General features: G+C 63.1%; 14 protein-coding genes. 10 read left to right on the forward strand and 4 right to left on the reverse strand.

The annotated features are described in order from the left end of the window. Positions 1-381: 381 nt before the first annotated feature. From fruB to fruA, 3 genes are read left to right on the forward strand one after another with little or no spacing between them, the layout of a single operon-like run. Positions 382-1515, forward strand: coding sequence for a fused PTS fructose transporter subunit IIA/HPr protein (gene fruB, locus ACL2XF_RS03200; RefSeq protein WP_410014303.1), 1134 nt, complete (start codon positions 382-384; stop codon positions 1513-1515). Further along, positions 1512-2468: a 1-phosphofructokinase gene (fruK, locus tag ACL2XF_RS03205; protein WP_162368505.1), complete on the forward strand. Its 957-nt coding sequence runs from the start codon at positions 1512-1514 to the stop codon at positions 2466-2468. Before fruB ends, fruK begins: the two co-directional genes overlap by 4 nt. Beyond that, positions 2465-4162, forward strand: coding sequence for a PTS fructose transporter subunit IIBC (gene fruA, locus ACL2XF_RS03210; RefSeq protein ID WP_413727982.1), 1698 nt, complete (start codon positions 2465-2467; stop codon positions 4160-4162). Before fruK ends, fruA begins: the two co-directional genes overlap by 4 nt. A gap of 100 nt (positions 4163-4262) precedes the next feature. Here the strand turns inward: fruA and narL are convergent, their stop codons facing one another. Together narL and narX are read right to left on the reverse strand one after the other, a co-directional pair. Next, complete coding sequence (narL, locus tag ACL2XF_RS03215) at positions 4263-4913, reverse strand: two-component system response regulator NarL (RefSeq protein ID WP_413723280.1); 651 nt, start codon at positions 4911-4913, stop codon at positions 4263-4265. Between the two features lie 12 nt (positions 4914-4925). Then, positions 4926-6782, reverse strand: a complete 1857-nt coding sequence (narX, locus tag ACL2XF_RS03220) for a nitrate/nitrite two-component system sensor histidine kinase NarX (protein WP_413728759.1) — start codon at positions 6780-6782, stop codon at positions 4926-4928. Between the two features lie 326 nt (positions 6783-7108). On the opposite strand from narX, the gene ACL2XF_RS03225 reads away from it, so the two are divergent. The 5 genes from ACL2XF_RS03225 to narI all read left to right on the forward strand — a co-directional run bounded on the left by ACL2XF_RS03225 (position 7109) and on the right by narI (position 15397). Further along, positions 7109-8533 carry a NarK family nitrate/nitrite MFS transporter gene (locus ACL2XF_RS03225; protein ID WP_413727983.1) on the forward strand — a complete coding sequence of 475 codons (1425 nt, stop codon included), beginning with the start codon at positions 7109-7111 and terminating at the stop codon, positions 8531-8533. An 85-nt stretch (positions 8534-8618) separates the two neighbouring features. Continuing rightward, positions 8619-12401: a nitrate reductase subunit alpha gene (locus tag ACL2XF_RS03230; protein WP_413727984.1), complete on the forward strand. Its 3783-nt coding sequence runs from the start codon at positions 8619-8621 to the stop codon at positions 12399-12401. Further along, entirely contained in the window at positions 12398-13939 is a 1542-nt protein-coding gene (gene narH / locus ACL2XF_RS03235) for a nitrate reductase subunit beta (protein ID WP_410014308.1), read from the forward strand. Before ACL2XF_RS03230 ends, narH begins: the two co-directional genes overlap by 4 nt. Further along, positions 13932-14717 (forward strand): nitrate reductase molybdenum cofactor assembly chaperone, encoded by a 786-nt coding sequence (gene narJ, locus ACL2XF_RS03240; protein WP_413727985.1) that lies wholly within the window; start codon positions 13932-13934, stop codon positions 14715-14717. Before narH ends, narJ begins: the two co-directional genes overlap by 8 nt. Positions 14718-14719: 2 nt before the next feature. After that, complete coding sequence (gene narI, locus ACL2XF_RS03245) at positions 14720-15397, forward strand: respiratory nitrate reductase subunit gamma (RefSeq protein ID WP_410014310.1); 678 nt, start codon at positions 14720-14722, stop codon at positions 15395-15397. A gap of 74 nt (positions 15398-15471) precedes the next feature. On the opposite strand, the gene nfo is transcribed toward narI, so the two are convergent. Together nfo and ACL2XF_RS03255 are read right to left on the reverse strand one after the other, a co-directional pair. Beyond that, positions 15472-16329: a deoxyribonuclease IV gene (gene nfo, locus ACL2XF_RS03250; protein ID WP_413727986.1), complete on the reverse strand. Its 858-nt coding sequence runs from the start codon at positions 16327-16329 to the stop codon at positions 15472-15474. A 74-nt stretch (positions 16330-16403) separates the two neighbouring features. Beyond that, the gene (locus ACL2XF_RS03255) at positions 16404-17477 is read right to left on the reverse strand and encodes a YeiH family protein (protein WP_413727987.1); all 1074 of its coding nucleotides are present in this window, start codon (positions 17475-17477) and stop codon (positions 16404-16406) included. A 125-nt stretch (positions 17478-17602) separates the two neighbouring features. Here ACL2XF_RS03255 and yieE point away from each other — a divergent pair, with 125 nt between their 5' ends. Together yieE and ACL2XF_RS03265 are read left to right on the forward strand one after the other, a co-directional pair. Next, entirely contained in the window at positions 17603-18487 is an 885-nt protein-coding gene (gene yieE, locus ACL2XF_RS03260; RefSeq protein WP_410014313.1) for a DNA-binding transcriptional regulator YeiE, read from the forward strand. A gap of 187 nt (positions 18488-18674) precedes the next feature. Then, on the forward strand, positions 18675-20198 hold the full coding sequence (locus ACL2XF_RS03265; protein WP_413727988.1) for an amino acid permease: 1524 nt from the start codon (positions 18675-18677) through the stop codon (positions 20196-20198). Positions 20199-20419 lie beyond the last annotated feature (221 nt).

Genomic DNA, 20419 nt, shown 5'->3' on the forward strand with positions numbered 1-20419 from the left:
TGTTGGCGAAAAACAACAGCCGGCGGCGAAAATAAATCCACTTCAGCATGACGTCGGCCGGCGGCAAGGCGCGCCGCCGGATCGCTGCGCGGGCGGCCCCGGTCAGGCCGCGGCGGGCATGGGGGATGGGGTCTTCAGCAGCGCGTCAGCAAAAGCCGTCCCGGCGGGCCGGGACGTGCCTGAATAACGATAAACTGTGCGGCGCTTCAAAGATCCGACAGGAATAGTCGACGGGCGCTTGCAATCACGTCGCCAACGTCGGAGACTTTATTGAAACGTTTCAGCGTGATTAGACAGGCGATGCCCCGGACCATCCCGCTGTTGGTGCGTATCGAAGCTGAATCGATTCAATATTAGCAATATCAGCAAGCGAGGAGAGATATGTTTGATTTGTCATTAAAAGATATTCATCTCGGCGCCCAGGCGCAGAGCAAGACGGAGGCTATCGCCCAGATCGCCGCGGCCATGACGCAGGCGGGTTATGTCGACGCCGGGTATGTGGACGGCATGATGAAGCGCGAGCAGCAGACGTCCACTTTTTTAGGCAACGGCATCGCCATCCCGCACGGTACCACGGATACCCGCGACCTGGTGCTGAACACCGGCGTGCAGGTATTTCAGTTTCCGCAGGGGATTGACTGGGGCGAGGGCCAGACGGCTTATGTGGTGATCGGCATCGCCGCGCGCTCCGACGAGCATCTCGCGCTGCTGCGCCAGCTTACCCATGTCTTAAGCGACGATGCCGTGGCGGCGCGCCTGGCGAGCACCACGTCGGCCGAAGAACTGCGCGCCGCGCTGACGGGTGAAAAGCAGCCGGCGCCGTTCCTGTTCGATATCTCCCTGATGGCCCTGGGCGTCCCCGCCGGCGACATGGTCACCCTCAAGGCGCTCAATGCCGGCCGCCTGCAGCTGGCGGGCGCGGTGGACGTCGCGTTCGTCAGCGATATCATCAGCGGCCGCCCGCTGAACCTGGGGCAGGGCGTCTGGCTGAACGACAGCACGCGCGGCAATCTGGCCAGCGCCGTGGCGATCAGTCGCCCGGCGACGGCGTTTGTCGAGGACGGTGAAAGCGTGGCGCTGCTGATTACCGTCGCCATGGCAGACGATCGGCCGCTTGACGTGCTGAACGTCATCGGCGACCTGCTGCTGGCCGGCGAGGCGAGCCGCCTGCTGACCGCCGACGCTCCCGCCCTGCTGGCCCTGCTCAGCGGCGAAGCCGCGGCGACGGATGGGGTATTAAGCGCGGAATTCGTGGTGCGTAATGAGCATGGCCTGCACGCCCGCCCCGGCACCGCCCTGGTGAACGTGATCAAACAGTTCGACAGCGTCATTACCGTCACCAACCTGGACGGGTCCGGCAAACCGGCCAATGGACGCAGCCTGATGAAAGTGGTGGCCCTGGGCGTGAAGAGCGGCCATCGCCTGCGTTTCACCGCTGAAGGCGCCGACGCCGAACAGGCGCTGCAAGCCATCGGCGCGGCGATTGCCGCGGGACTCGGGGAGGGCGCGGCATGAGCAGACGCGTCGCCACCATTACGCTGAACCCGGCTTACGACCTGGTCGGCTATTGCCCCGAAATTGAACGCGGGGAGGTTAACCTGGTGCAAACGACCGGACTGCACGCGGCGGGAAAAGGGATAAACGTCGCCAAGGTGTTGAAGGATCTTGGCATCGACGTCACCGTCGGCGGCTTTCTCGGCAAGGAAAACCAGGACGGTTTCCAACTGCTGTTCAGCGATCTGGGCATTGCCAACCGTTTCCAGGTCGTGCAGGGGCGTACCCGCATCAACGTCAAGCTGACCGAGAAGCAGGGAGACGTGACCGATTTCAATTTTTCCGGATTTAACGTCACGCCGCAGGACTGGGAACGCTTTGTCAACGATTCGCTGACCTGGCTGGGCCAGTTCGATATGGTGGCGGTCAGCGGCAGCCTGCCGGCGGGCGTGCCGCCGGAAGCCTTTACTGAATGGATGATCAAACTGCGCAGCCACTGCCCCTGCATTATTTTCGACAGCAGCCGCGAAGCGCTGGTGGCCGGGCTGAAAGCCGCGCCCTGGCTGGTCAAGCCTAACCGGCGCGAGTTGGAAATCTGGGCCGGCCGCAAGCTGCCCACCCTGGCCGACGTGGTGGTGGCCGCCCATGCGCTGCGCGAGCAGGGCATCGCCCATGTGGTGATTTCACTGGGCGCCGAAGGCGCGCTGTGGGTCAACGCCTCGGGCGCCTGGCTGGCCAAGCCGCCGGCCTGTGAAGTGGTCAGCACCGTCGGCGCCGGCGATTCCATGGTCGGCGGCCTGATCTATGGCCTGCTGATGCGCGAGTCCAGTGAACATACGTTACGCCTGGCGACCGCCGTGGCGGCTTTGGCGGTCAGTCAAAGCAATGTCGGCATCACCGATCGGCCGCAGCTGGCCGCCATGATGGCCCGAGTGGATTTAAAACCGTTTAATGACCAGTTGGAGGCACAATGAAAACGCTGCTGAAAATAGACAGCTCGCTGGGGCAGGCACGATGCCACCTGGTGAAAAAAATATTGGTCGATGCCGCGCCGAAAGCGGGTTTGACCCTGGTTGACTCCGCCGCCGACGCCGAACTGGTGGTGGCGGTGGGCGGCCTTACCCCCGATGCCGCCCTGAACGGCAAGCGGGTGTTTACCGGCGAACCGTCCCAGGCGGCCAGCCAGCCGGAAGCTTTCCTCGCCCGCGCCAAGACCGAGGCCAGCCTGTACCAGGCGTCGGCGGAAACCACGCCCGCGGCGGCGCTTGCCGTCACCGGACCCAAACGGCTGGTGGCCATCACCGCCTGCCCGACCGGCGTGGCGCACACCTATATGGCGGCGGAAGCCATCGATGGCGAAGCCAAAAAACGCGGCTGGTGGGTGAAGGTGGAGACCCGCGGCTCGGTGGGGGCGGGTAATGCCATCACCGCCGAGGAAGTGCAGCAGGCGGACCTGGTGATCGTGGCCGCCGATATAGAGGTGGATCTGAGCAAGTTCGCCGGCAAACCGATGTATCGCACCAGTACCGGCCTGGCGCTGAAAAAAACCGCCCAGGAACTGGATAAGGCGGTGGTGGAGGCCAAGGTGTACCAGCCGTCCGCGCAGGGCGGCAATACTGAATCCGGCGAGACCAAAAAAGCCTCTCCCGGTCCGTATCGCCATCTGCTGACCGGTGTTTCCTATATGCTGCCGATGGTGGTGGCCGGCGGCCTGTGCATCGCGTTATCCTTTGTTTTCGGCATCCATGCCTTTGAACAGCCGGGAACCCTGGCTTCGGCGCTGATGACCATCGGCGGTAAATCAGCGTTCGCCCTGATGGTGCCGGTGCTGGCGGGCTTTATCGCCTTCTCCATCGCCGACCGTCCGGGCCTGACGCCGGGCCTGGTGGGCGGTATGCTGGCGGTCAGCACCGGCGCCGGATTTATCGGCGGTATTATCGCCGGTTTTCTGGCCGGCTACGTGGCCAGGCTTATCAGCACCAAATTGCCTTTGCCGCAAAGCATGGCGGCGCTGAAACCGATACTGATCATACCGTTAATCGCCAGCCTGGTGACCGGCCTGGTGATGATCTATGTGGTGGGCACGCCGGTGGCCAGGATCCTGACCGGCCTGACCAACTGGCTGCAGTCGATGGGCACCGCCAACGCCGTACTGCTGGGCGCCATCCTCGGCGCCATGATGTGCAGCGATATGGGCGGGCCGATCAACAAAGCCGCCTATGCCTTTGGCGTCGCCTTGCTCAGTACGCAAACCTATGCGCCGATGGCGGCGATTATGGCCGCCGGCATGGTGCCGCCGCTGGGCATCGCGGTCGCCACCCTGCTGGCGCGCAATAAGTTCGATAAACCGGAACGGGAGGCCGGCAAGGCCGCGTTTGTCCTCGGGCTGTGCTTTATCTCCGAAGGCGCGATACCCTTCGCCGCGCGCGATCCGTTCCGGGTGATCCCGCTTGCCATGATCTCCGGCGCCGTCACCGGCGCGCTGTCGATGTTCTTCGGCGCCAAGCTGATGGCGCCGCACGGCGGTATGTTTGTGCTGCTGATCCCGGGCGCCATTACGCCGGTGCTCAGTTACCTGGTCGCCATCGCGGCGGGCACCCTGTTGCTGGGCGTAATGTACTCGGTACTGAAACGTCCGGACGCCGAACTGGCGAAAGCGCTGGCCTGACCCGGCCCGGCACCCCGGGGCTCAATGCTCCGGGGCGCCGATGCTTCTTTTACGCCCCGCGCGCTATCGTCCCGCGCGGGGCGTTTTTTATAACGCCACGTCAGAACACCTTGCTTTGCAGCGCCCATACCGCCGCCTCCACCCGTGACTTCAACCCCATTTTTTTCAGCAGATGTTTCACATGTACCTTCACGGTGCTTTCACTGATATCGAGCCTGCGGGCGATGGTTTTATTCGGCAGGCCGTGGGCGATAAGCTTCAGGATATCGCGCTCGCGCGGCGTCAACTGCCCGCTATCCCGCGCGCCGCCGGGACGGTCATCGCGCAGGCCGGCCGCCAGCACCGGCATCAGCGCCTCGCTTAATACCATCCTGCCCGCCGCGGCCTGGCGGATGGCCGCCAGCAGATCTTCCGGCTCCATATCTTTCAGCAGGTAACCATCGGCGCCGCGTTTCAGGGCGGTAATCACATCGTCCTGATGGTTCGAGACGCTGAATACGACGATGCGCCCGGAAAGGGGCAACCGGCGCAGGCAGTCCAGCGTATCCAGCCCGCTCATGCCCGGCATCTTTAAATCGAGCAGGATCAAATCCGGATCCAGCGTTTCGGCCAACAGCACCCCCTGCTCGCCGTTGGCGGCTTCGGCAACCACTTTCAGGCCGGGGTCCATGCCGATAAGCGCCCGCACGCCGCTGCGCAGCATCGGGTGATCGTCAATCAATAAAATCGTGGCGACGTCGGATTCGCTCATGGTCTGTTCCTGTTAATAGGATGATGCCGGTTGCCGCGGCACGGTTACCCGTACTTCGGCGCCGCCGCCGGGGAGATTCGCCACCCGGCAGTCGCCGTGCAGGTTCCTGGCGCGATCCTGCATGATAACCACGCCGTAATGATGCTGGCGCTGATGTTCCTCCGGCAGGCCGCGGCCGTTGTCACGGATGCTGAGCACCAGCGCATCCGCCTCCAGGTCGGCGGTAAGCGTCACCCGGCTGGCGCCGGCGTGTTTGACGATATTGGTTAACGCTTCGCGCGCGATCTGCGTCAGGTGGATGGCCTGATGGGACGAGACGGCTTGCGCCGGCAGCCGATAGATGAACTCAACGGCGAACCCCAGCCGCGCCGAAAATTCCTCCACCGTGGTTTGCAGCGCCGCGCGCAGGCCCGGCTCCGTCTGGCGCAGGCGAAAGGTGGTCAGCAGCTCGCGCAGCTGGCGGTAGGCGGTATTAAGCTCGTCGCGCATTTGCTGCATCAGCAGCTGATTTTCAGGCGCGGCGTGCGTATTTTGCATTTGCAGAACGCCTATTTGCAGCTTCAGGCAGGAGAGCGACTGGGCGATGCTGTCGTGCAGTTCGCCGGCAATGGCCGTGCGCTCGGCCATCAGCATCAGCTGCTGCTGATGCTCGGCCTGGCGTTCCAGCGCCAGGGTGCTGGTCAGCTGTTCGACCAGCGTGGCCACCAGCCGGCGCTGCGTATCATCCAGCCTATGGCGCGGCGGATACTGCGCCAGCATCACGCCGTATTGACCTAATTTATCGTGCAGGCGCCAGCTGAGCTGCTCCGTCCCGGCTTCACTTAAGTCGGGCGCCGGCGGCCGGGCGGCAATCCGCGCCGTATCGACAGGCGCGGGTCCGCCCGCGGTGTCGGCCATCCCGCCCTGTATCGCGATCGCCCCGGCATCCGGCGAAGCCGCCTCGCCGTCTGCCTGGACGCCATCCAGTCCGGGATCGCGATCGTTTTCATAGAGCCGGATCTGGATTTCCCGCAAGGGGATCAGGGTCTGCAATTCCTCCAGCACCGGTCGCAGGCGGCCGGGCAAAGGCGCGCCGGTATGCAATTGCCGGCTGGCGCGATAGAGAAAATCCAGCACGCGGTTTTTTTGCCGCAAATCGGCGGTGCTGTCCGCGATCCGCTGCTCCAGCTCGGTATACATCTGCGACAGCGACTGCGACATACTGTTCAGGGTAAAGCCCAGCTGATCCATTTCATGATATCCGCCCGGTTCAGCGCCGGCCGGTAGCGGATAGCGCTGGCTAAAATCGCCGCGGCTTACCGCTCTGGCCTGGTTGAGCAGGTGCCGCCAGGGACGCAGCAGCCGGCGGCGCAGGTAAAGGATGGTGCCGGTCAGCACCAGCAGGGTCAGGGCGATGATGATTTTCTGCACCAGGGCCACCAGCGCCAGCCGGCGCTCGGTATTGCGATCGAGATCCGACACCAGCGCATCCAGCCGGCGCACGAACTCCGCAACGCCCCGGGCGGCGTCCGCGGGGCGCTGCGCCCGCAGCAGCAGCGGCTTAAGCGTGCCGTGCCAATGGTCGCGCAAATCCAGGTACTGCGGGGTCAGGCCTTCGCGCTTCACCGGCTGGCGCAGATCGTCGCTTAACTGGTCCCGTTCCAGTTCGGCGAGCAAGGGGTCGCTGCTTTGATCCAGCGGCACGCGCGACAACAGCCGGTAGCTTTGCATGCGCAGCGAGCCGGCCTTATTGATGGCATGGGCGTTGCCTTGCATGCTTTGCGCCATCCATAACGACAGGCTCATGCCGCCGATGCCCAATATGCCCGACAGCAGCATCAGCAGCGCCACCTGCTGGACGATGGATAACGGCGCGAAAAGAGCTTTGATCATAAGGCAGCGTTCCCAGGTCAAGCGCAGGCGAGCGGCGGATGGGGCCATTGTTCCTGATCCCCGGCGTTAACCCTATACCCCTTTAGGAGTACCCACAAATAGCCGTGAGCGGGGCAGGGGTTACCCCTCTCTTCGTGGCCGGGCCATAACCTGATGAATCATAGGGCCTTGCCGGAAAAAAAGCACTACTTACAAATGATAGGACCGGCCGGACGCCGCGCCGGCTAACGGGTTATCCCTTGATTTGCATCAAGTTCGCCCGTCCCCGCCTTGCCTAGGGTGGCGGATATCACAACGAATCCCCCTACATGCCCGAGGACTTTATGACTCTACTTTCCCGTTCAGACGCCGCACCACGCCGCCGGGGCGCCGTAATCGAGGATTGGCAGCCGGAACAGCCCGAGTTCTGGCGCACCCGCGGCCAGCCGGTGGCCCGCCGCAATCTCTGGATCTCCATTTATTGCCTGCTGCTGTCGTTTTGCGTCTGGATGCTGTTCAGCGCCGTGGCGGTCAACCTGAATAAAGTGGGATTTAATTTTTCCACCGATCGGCTGTTTCTGCTTACCGCGCTGCCGGCGGTGTCGGGCGCTATTCTGCGGGTGCCCTACTCCTTTATGGTGCCTTTGGTAGGCGGGCGGCGCTGGACGGCGATCAGCACGCTGTTCCTGGTGATCCCCTGCCTTTGGCTGGGCGTGGCGGTACAGGACCCGCTGACGCCCTACGGCGTATTTATCGCCATCGCCCTGCTGTGCGGCTTTGCCGGCGCCAACTTCGCCTCCAGCATGGCCAATATCAGCTTCTTTTTCCCCAAGGCCCGCCAGGGCGGGGCGCTGGGGTTGAACGGCGGCATGGGCAACCTGGGCGTCAGCGTGATGCAACTGGTCGCGCCGCTGGTCATCTCCACGTCGCTGTTCGCCGTCTTTGGCGGCACCGGGCGGGTGCTGGCGGACGGCAGCCGGTTATTTCTGGAAAACGCCGCCTGGATGTGGGTGCCGCTGCTGCTGATTGCCGCCGTGGTGGCCTGGTTCGGCATGAACGATCTGGCTACCGCCAAAGCGTCCCTGAGTAAGCAAATGGTGGTGCTCAAGCGCGGCCATATGTGGGTCCTGAGTTTTCTCTACCTGGCGACCTTCGGTTCGTTTATCGGCTTTTCCGCCGGTTTCGCCATGCTGTCGAAGACCCAGTTTCCCGCGGTGCAGATCCTGCATTACGCCTTTTTTGGTCCGCTGATCGGCGCGCTGGCGCGCTCGGCCGGCGGAGCGCTGTCCGATCGGCTGGGCGGCATCCGCGTGACTCTGGTCAACTTTGTGCTGATGGCCCTGTTTGCCGCTCTGCTGTTCCTGACCCTGCCGTCCAATGGACAGGACGGCTCGTTCGCTGCTTTTTTCACCGTATTTATGCTGCTGTTTCTGACGGCGGGGCTCGGCAGCGGCTCCACCTTCCAGATGATCGCGGTGATCCTGCGCAAGCTTACCCTGGACCGGGTCAAGGCGCGGGGCGGCAGCGACGACGAGGCGCAGCGCGAAGCGGCCACGGAATCCGCCGCCTCGCTGGGCTTTATCTCCGCCATCGGCGCGGCGGGGGGATTTTTTATTCCCCAGGCTTTCGGCACCTCGCTGGCCCTGACCGGTTCGCCGGCCGGCGCGATGAAAGTATTCCTGGCGTTTTATGTGGTGTGCGTGCTGGTCACGTGGCTGGTTTACGGCCGCAACCTCCATCGCGGCATGGCGACCAAAAAACCACGTTGAGGACCTGGGCGCCGGCGATTGCGCGGCGTCCGGGCTCGTATTTTGACCGCAGGTCCACGGGACCTGTCTTGCAGGAGAACATCCGATGAGCCATTTTCTCGACCGGTTCCGTTATTTCAAACAGCTGGACCAGACCTTTGCCGACGGGCACGGCCAGGCGATGAACACCAATCGCGACTGGGAGGAAGGCTACCGCAGCCGCTGGCAGCATGACAAGATCGTGCGCTCCACCCATGGGGTAAACTGCACCGGTTCATGCAGCTGGAAAATTTATGTCAAAAGCGGGCTGGTCACCTGGGAAACCCAGCAGACCGATTATCCGCGCACCCGCCCGGACCTGCCGAACCATGAGCCGCGCGGCTGTCCCCGGGGAGCAAGCTATTCCTGGTACCTCTACAGCGCCAACCGGCTGAAGTATCCGCTGATGCGTAAGCTGCTGCTCACCCTTTGGCGCGAAGCCCGCGCGCGGCACGCCGATCCCGTGGACGCCTGGGCCGCCATCATGAGCGACGCGGCGGCCACCCGGGCCTATAAGCAGGCGCGCGGACGCGGCGGCTTTATCCGCTCCAGCTGGGCCGAGGTGAATGAGCTGATCGCCGCCGCCAATGTCTATACCGCCAAGACCTATGGCCCGGATCGCATTATCGGTTTTTCGCCGATCCCGGCCATGTCGATGATTTCCTATGCCGCCGGCGCGCGCTATCTTTCCCTGATAGGCGGCGTCTGCCTGAGTTTCTACGACTGGTATTGCGATCTGCCGCCGGCCTCGCCGATGACCTGGGGCGAGCAAACCGACGTGCCGGAATCCGCCGACTGGTATAACTCATCGTATATCATCGCCTGGGGCTCCAACGTGCCGCAAACACGCACCCCGGACGCCCACTTTTTTACTGAGGCCCGCTATAAAGGCACCAAGACCGTGGCGGTGACGCCCGATTACGCCGAAATCGCCAAGCTGTGCGACCAATGGCTCAGCCCGAAACAGGGCACCGACAGCGCCATGGCGCTGGCGATGGGCCATGTGATTTTGCGCGAGTTTTACCTGCAGCGGCAAAGCAGCTATTTCCTCGATTATGTCAGGCGCTACAGCGACCTGCCGATGCTGGTGCTGCTCGAACCTCGGCCCCAGGGATTTTACGCCGCCGGCCGCCTGCTGCGCGCCGCCGATTTGGTGGACGGCCTGGGGCAGGACAATAACCCGCAGTGGAAGACCGTGGCCATTGATGAAAACACCGGCGGGCTGACGGCGCCGCAGGGGACGATCGGCTTTCGCTGGGGCGAGCAGGGCAAATGGAACCTGGAGCAGCGCGACGGCGGCAGCGGGCAGGAGGTGAAATTACAGCTCAGCCTGCTGGGCCGCCACGACCAGGTGGTGGCGGTGGGGTTCCCGTACTTTGGCGGCACGCCCAGCGAGCATTTCAGCCCGGTGCCGCTCAACGATATCCTGTTGCATAAACTGCCGGTCAAGCGCCTTACGCTTGCCGGCGGCGGCGAGGCGCTGGTGACCAGCATCTACGATTTGATGCTGGCCAACTACGGCCTCGATCGCGGACTGGGCGACGACAACTGCGCGCGCGATTACGACGATATCAAAGCCTATACCCCGGCCTGGGCGGAGAAGATCACCGGCGTGTCGCGGCACAATATCGCCCGCATCGCGCGCGAATTCGCCGATAACGCCGATAAAACCCACGGCCGTTCGATGATTATCGTCGGCGCCGGGCTGAATCACTGGTATCACATGGACATGAGCTACCGGGGCCTGATCAATATGCTGGTGTTCTGCGGCTGCGTGGGCCAGAGCGGCGGCGGCTGGGCGCACTACGTCGGTCAGGAAAAGCTGCGGCCGCAGACCGGCTGGCTGCCGCTGGCGTTCGGCCTGGACTGGCAGCGTCCGCCGCGCCATATGAACAGCACCTCGTTTTTCTATAATCACTCCAGCCAATGGCGCTATGAAACCCTGGCGCCGCAGGAACTGCTGTCGCCGCTGGCGGACCCCGCGCGCTTTACCGGCAGCCTGATCGACTTTAACGTGCGCGCCGAGCGCATGGGCTGGCTGCCTTCCGCGCCGCAGCTGAACGTCAATCCGCTGCATATCGCCGCCAAAGCGCGGGATGCCGGCCTGTCGCCGGTGGACTATACCGTGGCCGGCCTGAAAAGCGGGGCGCTGCGTTTTGCCGCCGAGCAGCCCGACGCGCCGCAGAATTTCCCGCGCAACCTGTTCGTCTGGCGCTCCAACCTGCTCGGCTCGTCGGGCAAGGGCCATGAATATATGCTCAAATACCTGCTGGGCACCGAAAACGGTATCCAGGGCGAGGATCTGGGGCGCCAGGGCGGCGTTATGCCGGAAGAAGTGGAATGGCGGGAGCAGGGCGGCGAAGGCAAACTGGATCTGGTGGTGACCCTGGATTTCCGCATGTCCAGCACCTGCCTGTATTCCGATATCGTGCTGCCCACCGCCACCTGGTATGAAAAAGACGATCTGAATACGTCCGATATGCATCCCTTTATCCATCCGCTGTCGGCGGCGGTGGACCCGGCCTGGGATTCGAAAAGCGACTGGGAGATCTATAAAGGCATCGCCGCGGCGTTTTCGCGCGTCTGCCAGGGGCACCTGGGCCTGGAGACCGACGTGGTGACCCTGCCTATCCAGCACGATTCCGCCGCCGAACTGGCCCAGCCGCTGGGCGTGGAGGACTGGAAAAAAGGGGAATGCGAGCTGATCCCCGGTAAAACCGCGCCGCATATCATGGTGGTGGAACGGGATTACCCGAATACCTATGAGCGTTTTACCTCCCTTGGACCGTTGCTGGACAAGCTTGGCAACGGCGGTAAAGGCATCGGCTGGAACACCCAGGTGGAAATTGATTTCCTGAAAAAACTCAACCTGACCAAAACCACGGGGGCCGCCGCCGGCCGTCCCAATATCAATACCGCCATCGACGCCGCCGAGGTGATTTTATCGCTGGCGCCGGAGACCAACGGCCAGGTGGCGGTAAAAGCCTGGGCGGCGCTGGGCGTCATGACCGGGCGCGATCACCGTCATCTGGCGCTGAACAAGGAAGACGAGAAAATCCGTTTTCGCGACGTGCAGGCCCAGCCGCGCAAGATTATCAGCAGCCCCACCTGGTCCGGGCTGGAGGATGAGCATGTCTCCTACAGCGCCGGTTATACCAATGTGCATGAGCTTATCCCCTGGCGCACGCTCTCCGGCCGCCAGCAGCTGTACCAGGATCATGAATGGATGCGCGCCTTTGGCGAAAGCCTGCTGGTGTACCGCCCGCCCATTGATACCCGCGCCGCGGCGCCGCTGCTTAACGCCAAGCCCAACGGCAACCCGGAAAAAGCGCTGAACTTCCTCACGCCGCACCAGAAATGGGGCATTCACTCCACCTTCAGCGACAACCTGCTGATGCTGACCCTGTCGCGCGGCGGGCCGATTGTCTGGCTGAGCGAAGACGACGCCCGCGAGCTGGGCATCATCGATAACGACTGGATCGAGGCGTTCAACGCCAACGGGGCGCTGATTGCCCGCGCGGTGGTCAGCCAGCGCGTGCCGGCGGGCATGACCATGATGTACCACGCCCAGGAGCGCATCGTGAATATTCCCGGCTCGGAAATCACCGGCCAGCGCGGCGGTATCCATAACTCCGTTACGCGGGTCTGTCCCAAGCCCACCCATATGATTGGCGGCTATGCCCAGCTGGCCTACGGCTTTAATTATTACGGCACCGTCGGCTCCAACCGCGACGAGTTCGTGGTGGTGCGCAAAATGGACCGTATCGACTGGCTGGACGACGAACATAACGATGATGCGCAGGGCAATGCGCTCGCCGGCACCCACCGCCCGCAGGAGAAAGCACAATGAAAATCCGTTCCCAGGTCGGCATGGTGCTGAACCTCGACAAATGTATCGGCTGCCACACCTGCTCAGTGACTTGCAAAAACGTCTGGACCAGCCGCGAAGGCATGGAATACGCCTGGTTCAATAACGTCGAAAGCAAACCGGGCATAGGTTACCCCCACGCCTGGGAGGACCAGGATAAATGGCGGGGCGGCTGGATCCGTAAGATCAACGGCAGGCTGCAGCCGCGCATGGGCGGCAGGGTGGGCATATTGGCGAACATTTTCGCCAATCCCCACGCGCCGGAAATCGACGATTATTATGAGCCCTTTGATTACGACTACCAGCATCTGCACACCGCGGCGGCGGGCAAGCATCAGCCCGTCGCCCGTCCCCGTTCGCTGATTACCGGGCGGCGGATGAAAAAAATCACCGGCGGCCCCAATTGGGAGGAAATCCTCGGCGGCGAATTCGAGCATCGCGCCAGGGACAAAAACTTCGAGCATATGCAAACGGCCATGTACGGCCAGTTTGAACACACCTTTATGATGTACCTGCCGCGCCTGTGCGAGCATTGCCTGAACCCGGCCTGCGTGGCCACCTGCCCGAGCGGGGCCATCTACAAGCGCGAAGAGGACGGTATCGTGCTTATCGACCAGGAGCGCTGCCGGGGCTGGCGCATGTGCCTGACCGGCTGTCCCTATAAAAAAATCTACTTCAACTGGAAAAGCGGCAAGTCGGAAAAATGCATTTTCTGCTATCCGCGCATCGAGGCCGGCCAGCCGACCGTCTGCTCGGAGACCTGCGTCGGGCGCATCCGCTACCTGGGCGTGCTGCTGTACGACGCCGATCGGATAGAACAGGCCGCCGCCGCCGGGCAGGAGCGGGATCTCTACCAAAGCCAGCTGGATATCTTCCTCGACCCGCAGGATCCGGCGGTGGTGGCGCAGGCGTTGGCGGACGGTATTCCCCAGGGGGTGATCGAGGCGGCGCAGAAATCACCGGTCTATAAGCTGGCCATAGACTGGAAGCTGGCGCTGCCGCTGCATCCGGAATACCGCACGCTGCCGATGGTCTGGTACGTGCCGCCGCTGTCGCCCATCCAGTCCGCCGACGACGCGGGCGCCTTACCGCACAGCGGCGTGCTGCCGGACGTGGAAAGCCTGCGCATCCCGGTGCAGTACCTGGCCAACCTGCTCACCGCCGGCGATACCGCTCCGGTGCTGCTGGCGCTGCGCCGCCTGCTGGCGATGCGCCACTATAAGCGCGCCGAAACGGTGGAGGGCCGGGTGGACACCAGCGCGCTGGAGCAGGTCGGCCTGTCCGAGGCCCAGGCGCGGGAAATGTACCGCTACCTGGCCATCGCCAACTATGAGGACCGCTTTGTCATCCCCTCTAGCCACCGCGAGCTGGCCCGCGACGCGTTCCCGGAAAGCAAGGGCTGCGGTTTCAGCTTCGGCGACGGCTGCCACGGCAGCAATACCCGTTTTAATCTGTTTAACAGCAAGCGCATCGACGCCATTGACGTCAGCGTAAAAACCGGTGGCACCCCCCATGATTAGCCTGAAGATTATCGGACGTTTATTGGATTATCCGGACGAGCCCCTTTGGGCCGCGCGGGAGGAACTGATCGCGGCGTTGGGCGGCGCCGGGGAATTAACCCTGCGGCAGGCGGCCCGCCTGATCGGGTTTATCGGCGATTTTTGCGCCCAACCGCTGCTCGACGCGCAGGAGGCTTACTGCGGCCTGTTCGATCGCGGCCGCGCCACCTCGCTGCTGCTCTTCGAGCATGTGCACGGCGAATCGCGCGATCGCGGCCAGGCGATGGTGGATTTGCTGGCGCAGTACCGGGCGGCCGGCCTGGCGCTGGACAGCCGCGAACTGCCTGATTTCCTGCCGCTCTATCTGGAATATCTCTCCAGCCGCGACCAGGCGGCGGGCCGCGAGGGTCTGGCGGATATCGCGCCCATCCTGGCGCTGCTCGGCGCCCGGCTGCGGGCGCGGTCTAACCATTATGCCCTGCTGTTCGACATGCTGCTGGCGATCTCCGGCAGCGAGTTGCGCGGCGCCAGCCTGGATAACAACGTCGCCCTTGAGGCGCGGGACGATACCCCGGCGGCGCTGGACGCGGTCTGGGAGGAGGAACAGGTCAAATTCCTCGCCCCGCCGGACTGCGCCTCCGGCGAACAGGTCCGCCATCAGCGCCGGTTTGCCGGCGCGGTTATCCCGCAGTACCTGAGCAGTGATTTCAGCGCCGCTCCCGGCCCGGCCCGCGGCCGCGCGCACAGCGGCGCCGCGGTTGACGCGCCCCGGCGCGCCACCGATAAGAAAGGAGACTAGCCATGTCGTTTCTCAATCTGTTCTTTTTTGATATCTATCCCTATGTAGCCGGCACCATCTTCCTGGCCGGCAGCTGGCTGCGCTACGATTATGGCCAGTACAGCTGGCGCGCCGGCTCCAGCCAGATGCTGGATAAAAAAGGGATGCGCCTGGCGTCCAATCTGTTCCATATCGGCATCCTGGGTATTTTTTTCGGTCATCTGTTCGGCCTGCTGACGCCGCACTGGGTCTATGAGCCGTTTTTGTCCGTAGCGCTAAAGCAGAAAATGGCGATGGGGGCGGGGGGCGTTTGCGGCATCCTGACCCTGGTGGGCGGGGGCCTGCTATTAAAACGCCGGTTGCTTAATCCGCGCATCCGCGCCACCTCGAGCGTCGGGGATATCCTGATCCTGACCCTGCTGGTGGTCCAGGTGATCCTCGGGCTGCTCACTATTCCGGTATCCGGCAGGCATATGGACGGTGCGGAGATGATGAAGCTGGTGGGCTGGGCGCAGGCGGTGGTCACTTTCCACCCCGGCGCGTCGGCGCACCTTGAGGGCGTGGCGGTTATCTACCGGCTGCATATGATCCTCGGCATGACGCTGTTCGTGCTGTTTCCGTTCTGTCGGCTGGTGCATATCTGGAGCGCGCCGGTGGAATACCTGACGCGGCGCTACCAGGTGGTGCGCAACCGGCGCTAACGCAACTTCGCCGGTGCCGGCGCCCGGGCTTGTGCGGTCCGGCGCCGCGCATTGCCGATCGCCGGCCGGGACCGTTAGACTTCGCGCCGATCCGGGTCCAGGGATTTCAGCCAGGCGATTTCCTGCGCCCAGATCGCCGGCTCAACGGTCTCCAGGATCATCGGGATAGCGTTAAAGCGCTTATCGGCCATGATCCACTCGAACGCGGTTTTGCCGATATTACCTTCCCCCAGGCTGTGATGGCGATCCACCCGGCTGTTGAACGCGCTTTTGGCGTCGTTCAGATGCATGCCGCGCAGGTAGGAAAAGCCGACGATATGCTCAAACTGGCTAAAGGTATGGCTGCAGGCATCCTCGGTACGTAAATCGTAGCCGGCGGCAAAGGCGTGGCAGGTATCGATGCACACGCCCACGCGGCTTTTATCCTCTACCCCGTCGATAATCGCCGCCAGGTGTTCAAAGCGAAAGCCCAGGTTACTGCCCTGGCCGGCGGTGTTCTCGATCACCGCCGTCACGCCCTGGGTGCGTTCCAGCGCGATGTTAATCGACTCGGCGATGCGCGCCAGGCAGGTTTCCTCGTCAATTTGCTGTAAATGGCTGCCGGGATGGAAATTCAGCCGCGTCAGCCCCAACTGCTGGCAGCGGGTCAGTTCGTCGATAAAGGCGTCGCGGGATTTTTCCAGCGCGTCCGCCACCGGGTGTCCCAGGTTAATCAGGTAACTGTCGTGGGGCAGGATCTGATCGGGAGAAAAATCATATTCCGCGCAGGCGGCGCGGAATTTTTCGCAATCCTCGTCGCTCAGTTCCGCCGCTTTCCATTGCCGCTGGTTTTTGGTAAATAACGCAAACGCCGTCGCGTCCAGTTCGTGGGCGCGGATAACCGCCTGGTCCGCGCCGCCCGCCGCGCTTACATGGGCACCTATATACTTCATGTCTTCTCCTTTTTGACGTTATTATCGCACTGATAATGCCGCTAAAACGCCCGAAAGGGAAAAAAACATCCCTTTTAGCCCAGCAGGCGCTGTACGGCGGCGTTCACCAGGGCGCCGCCCGCCATCAGCCAGAGAAACAACGCCAGCGCCAGCAGCAGCGGCCGCAGTCCGGCGCGTTTAAGCGCCCCGATATGCGTGGTCAGCCCCAGGGCGGCCATTGCCATGGCCAGCAGCCAGGTATCCAGGGTGGTGATGGCCGCGATAAGCCGTGGCGGCAACAGCTGCAATGAGTTCACGCCGGCCACCGCGATAAATCCCAGGGCAAACCAGGGAAACGCGAGGGGGGCGCCGGCCGGGCCATGGGCCCCTGGCGTGCGCCGCCGCAGCCAGGCCGACAGCAGCAGCAGGAACGGGGCCAGCAGCATCACCCGGATCATTTTGCTGATCACCGCCGCGTTTTCCGCCTCCGGACCGACGGCATGGCCCGCCGCCACCACCTGCGCCACCTCGTGCAGGGTGGAACCGGTATAAATACCGAAGGCGGTGGCGCTGACGCTCAGCCAGTGATAATGCGCATTCAGCGCAAACAGCGCCGGATAGAGAAAGAGGGCGGCGGTGCCGAACAGCACCACCGTCGCCACCGCCACGGCGGTTTTATCCGCATCCGCTTTCAGCACCGGCGCGGTGGCCAGCACCGCCGCCGCGCCGCAGATGCTGCTGCCGGCGCCGATAAGCATGGCGGTCTGCCGGTCCAGCCCCAGCCCCCGGCATCCCAGCCGGCAGGCCAGCAAAAAGGTCGAGGACAGCATCAGCACATCAATCACCACCCCGGTGGCGCCGACAGCGCCGATTTGCTGGAAAGTCAGGCGAAAACCATACAGGATAATGCCCAGGCGCAGCAGCCGCTGCCGGGCGAACTGCACGCCGGGGTCACACTGATGAAGCCAGGCCGGCGTGATGATATTGCCCAGCACCATGCCCGCCAGTATCGCCAGCGTCAGTGCGCCAAGCCCCAGGCCGGCAACGGCGGGCAGGTCGCCGGCGCGTATGGCCGCCAGGGTAATGGCCGCCGCCAGCAACAGCCCGGACAGGCGGCGCCCGGCCAGGCGGATCGGGGGTAATAACTTTTCATGGCGCAGGGATAACATCGTTTCGCTCCTCTATTCCCGGATAAAAACAGGGTAATGGGCGCTGGCATAAAAGAGAAATTGATTATATGTTTATAACCTATCGTTATTAGTGGTTAAGCGTCACGTCAAGGAACCCGTATCTGATGCATATCACCCTGCGCCAGCTTGAAGTCTTTACCGAAGTGGTTAAAAGCGGCTCCACCATTCAGGCCGCCCTGGCGCTGGCGTTGTCCCAGTCCGCCGTCAGCGCGGCGCTGACCGAGCTGGAAAGCCAGCTGAACCTGCAGCTGTTCGATCGGGTGGGCAAACGGCTGGCGATTAACGAGCACGGACGACTGCTGTATCCCAAGGCGATGGCGCTGCTGGAGCGGGTGATGGAAATCGAGCAATTGTTCCATGGCGGCAACGGCGCGCTGCGCCTGTTCGCCAGCAGCACCATCGGCAACTATATCCTGCCGGAATTGATTGCCGGCTATCGCCGCGATTATCCCGACACCTCGCTGGAGCTGCAGGTGGGCAACAGCCAGGACGTGGTAAATGCCGTCATTGATTTTCGCGTCGACCTGGGCTTGATTGAAGGCCCGAGCCACAATCCGGATCTGGTTACCCAGCCCTGGCTGCAGGATGAGCTGGTGGCGTTTGCCGCGCCGGATAATCCGCTGGCGGGACGCCGGCTGGCGCTGGCGGAGCTGGCCGGCGCGCCCTGGATCCTGCGCGAGCAGGGATCGGGCACCCGGGAAATCGTCGATTACCTGCTGCTGGCCCGGCTGCCAAGCTTTCTGCCGGTCATGGAACTCGGCAATTCGGAAGCCATCAAGCACGCGGTGCGCCACGGCCTGGGCATCAGTTGCCTGTCGCGGCGGGTGGTGGCGGAGGCGCTGGCGCTCGGCACCCTGGTTACGCTGGATCTGCCGCTGCCGCCGCTGATGCGCACGCTTTACCTGGTGCATCACCGGCAAAAACACCTTTCCCAGGCGCTGGCTCGTTTCCAGGACTACTGCCGCCAGTTCGACATGCTCCCGCGCTGAGCGTCCGGCGATGTCGCGCCACCGTCCCGGACCGGCGGCCGCGGCAAAAAGCGGCAATCTTCCGCCGTATTGCTTATAATTTCCTGCCGATCATGAAGGTCTCTTATAACCGGCGCGTTGCGCTATCCCCCGCCGCCTGATTTGTTACAATCCGCCCTCGATTTTTGTACGGACAGACTGAACAACCATGTTGCAAAACCGCATCGAACCCCAGGCCGCGCCGGGCCTGCGGCGTGAACTTAAGGCACGCCACCTGACCATGATCGCCATCGGCGGCTCCATCGGCACCGGGCTGTTTGTCGCCTCCGGGGCGACCATCTCCCAGGCGGGTCCCGGCGGCGCGCTGCTCTTCTATATCCTGATAGGCCTGATGGTTTATTTCCTGATGACCAGCCTGGGCGAACTGGCGGCCTACATGCCGGTGTCCGGCTCGTTCGCCACCTACGGCGCGCGCTACGTCGAGGAAGGGTTCGGTTTTGCGCTGGGCTGGAACTACTGGTACAACTGGGCGGTGACCATCGCCGTCGATCTGGTGGCCTCGCAGTTGGTAATGAACTACTGGTTCCCCACGGTGCCCGGCTGGATCTGGAGCGCCATATTCCTTGCCATTATGTTTTTGCTTAACGCCATTTCGGTCAAGGGCTTCGGCGAGGCGGAATACTGGTTTTCACTGATCAAAGTGGTCACGGTGGTGATATTTATCGCCGTGGGCGTACTGATGATTGCCGGTATCCTGCGCGGCGGCGAGGGTGCGGGCTGGCATAACTGGCAGGTGGGGGACGCGCCTTTCGCCGGCGGGTTCCCGGCGATGATCGGGGTGGCGATGATTGTCGGTTTCTCTTTCCAGGGCACCGAGCTTATCGGCGTCGCCGCCGGCGAGTCCGCCGATCCGGGCAAGAATATTCCGCGCGCGGTGCGCCAGGTGTTCTGGCGTATCCTGCTGTTCTACGTGCTGGCCATCCTGATCATCAGCCTGATCATCCCCTATACCGACCCGAACCTGCTGCGCAACGACGTCAAGGATATTACCGTCAGTCCGTTTACGCTGGTGTTCCGCAACGCCGGTTTGCTCTCCGCCGCCGCCGTAATGAACGCGGTGATCCTGACCGCCGTGCTTTCGGCCGGCAACTCCGGCATGTATGCCTCCACCCGCATGCTGTATATGCTGGCCTGCGAAGGCAAGGCGCCGAAAATCTTCGCCAAGTTATCCCGGGGCGGGGTGCCGCGCAACGCGCTCTACCTGACCACCATCATGGCCGGCCTGTGCTTTCTGACCTCGATGTACGGCAACCAGACGGTCTACCTGTGGCTGCTTAATACCTCCGGCATGACCGGCTTTATCGCCTGGCTGGGCATCGCCATCAGCCATTACCGCTTTCGTAAAGGGTATATTATCCAGGGCCGCCGGCTCAGCGACCTGCCGTATATCTCGGGCTTTTTTCCCCTGGGGCCGATTTTCGCCTTTGTGCTGTGCCTGCTTATCACGCTCGGGCAAAACTACCAGGCGTTTTTACAGGATCGCATCGACTGGTACAGCGTCACCGCCACCTATATCGGCATCCCGCTGTTCCTGGTTATCTGGCTGGGTTACAAATGGAGCCACGGCTCGCGCCTGGTGCCTTATCGGGAGATGATTTTCCCCGCCCGGCCCGATGCCGCTGAACGCCAGGACGCCGCAGCAGCGCCCGCGCCCCTGCGCTCGGAGAGCTGAGCCGCGGGACGGCGAATGATGCGCCCACCGTCCGCCCGGCCTGTCGCGCGCGTCGTCCCCTCGGGTGATCCCGGGCGGCGCGCCGGCCTGGGTTTATAGCGCGATTGGCTTTTTATATGCCGAAAAAATGCTTACCCATTGCCCGGATACCCAATAAGATATTCTTCCCATTCCAGCGCGGGCCGGGTCGGCTAGGTCAGTTCGCACGGCGCGCGGTTTTA

The organism is Sodalis sp. RH19, assembly GCF_047324215.1.
Classification (GTDB): domain Bacteria; phylum Pseudomonadota; class Gammaproteobacteria; order Enterobacterales; family Enterobacteriaceae; genus Acerihabitans.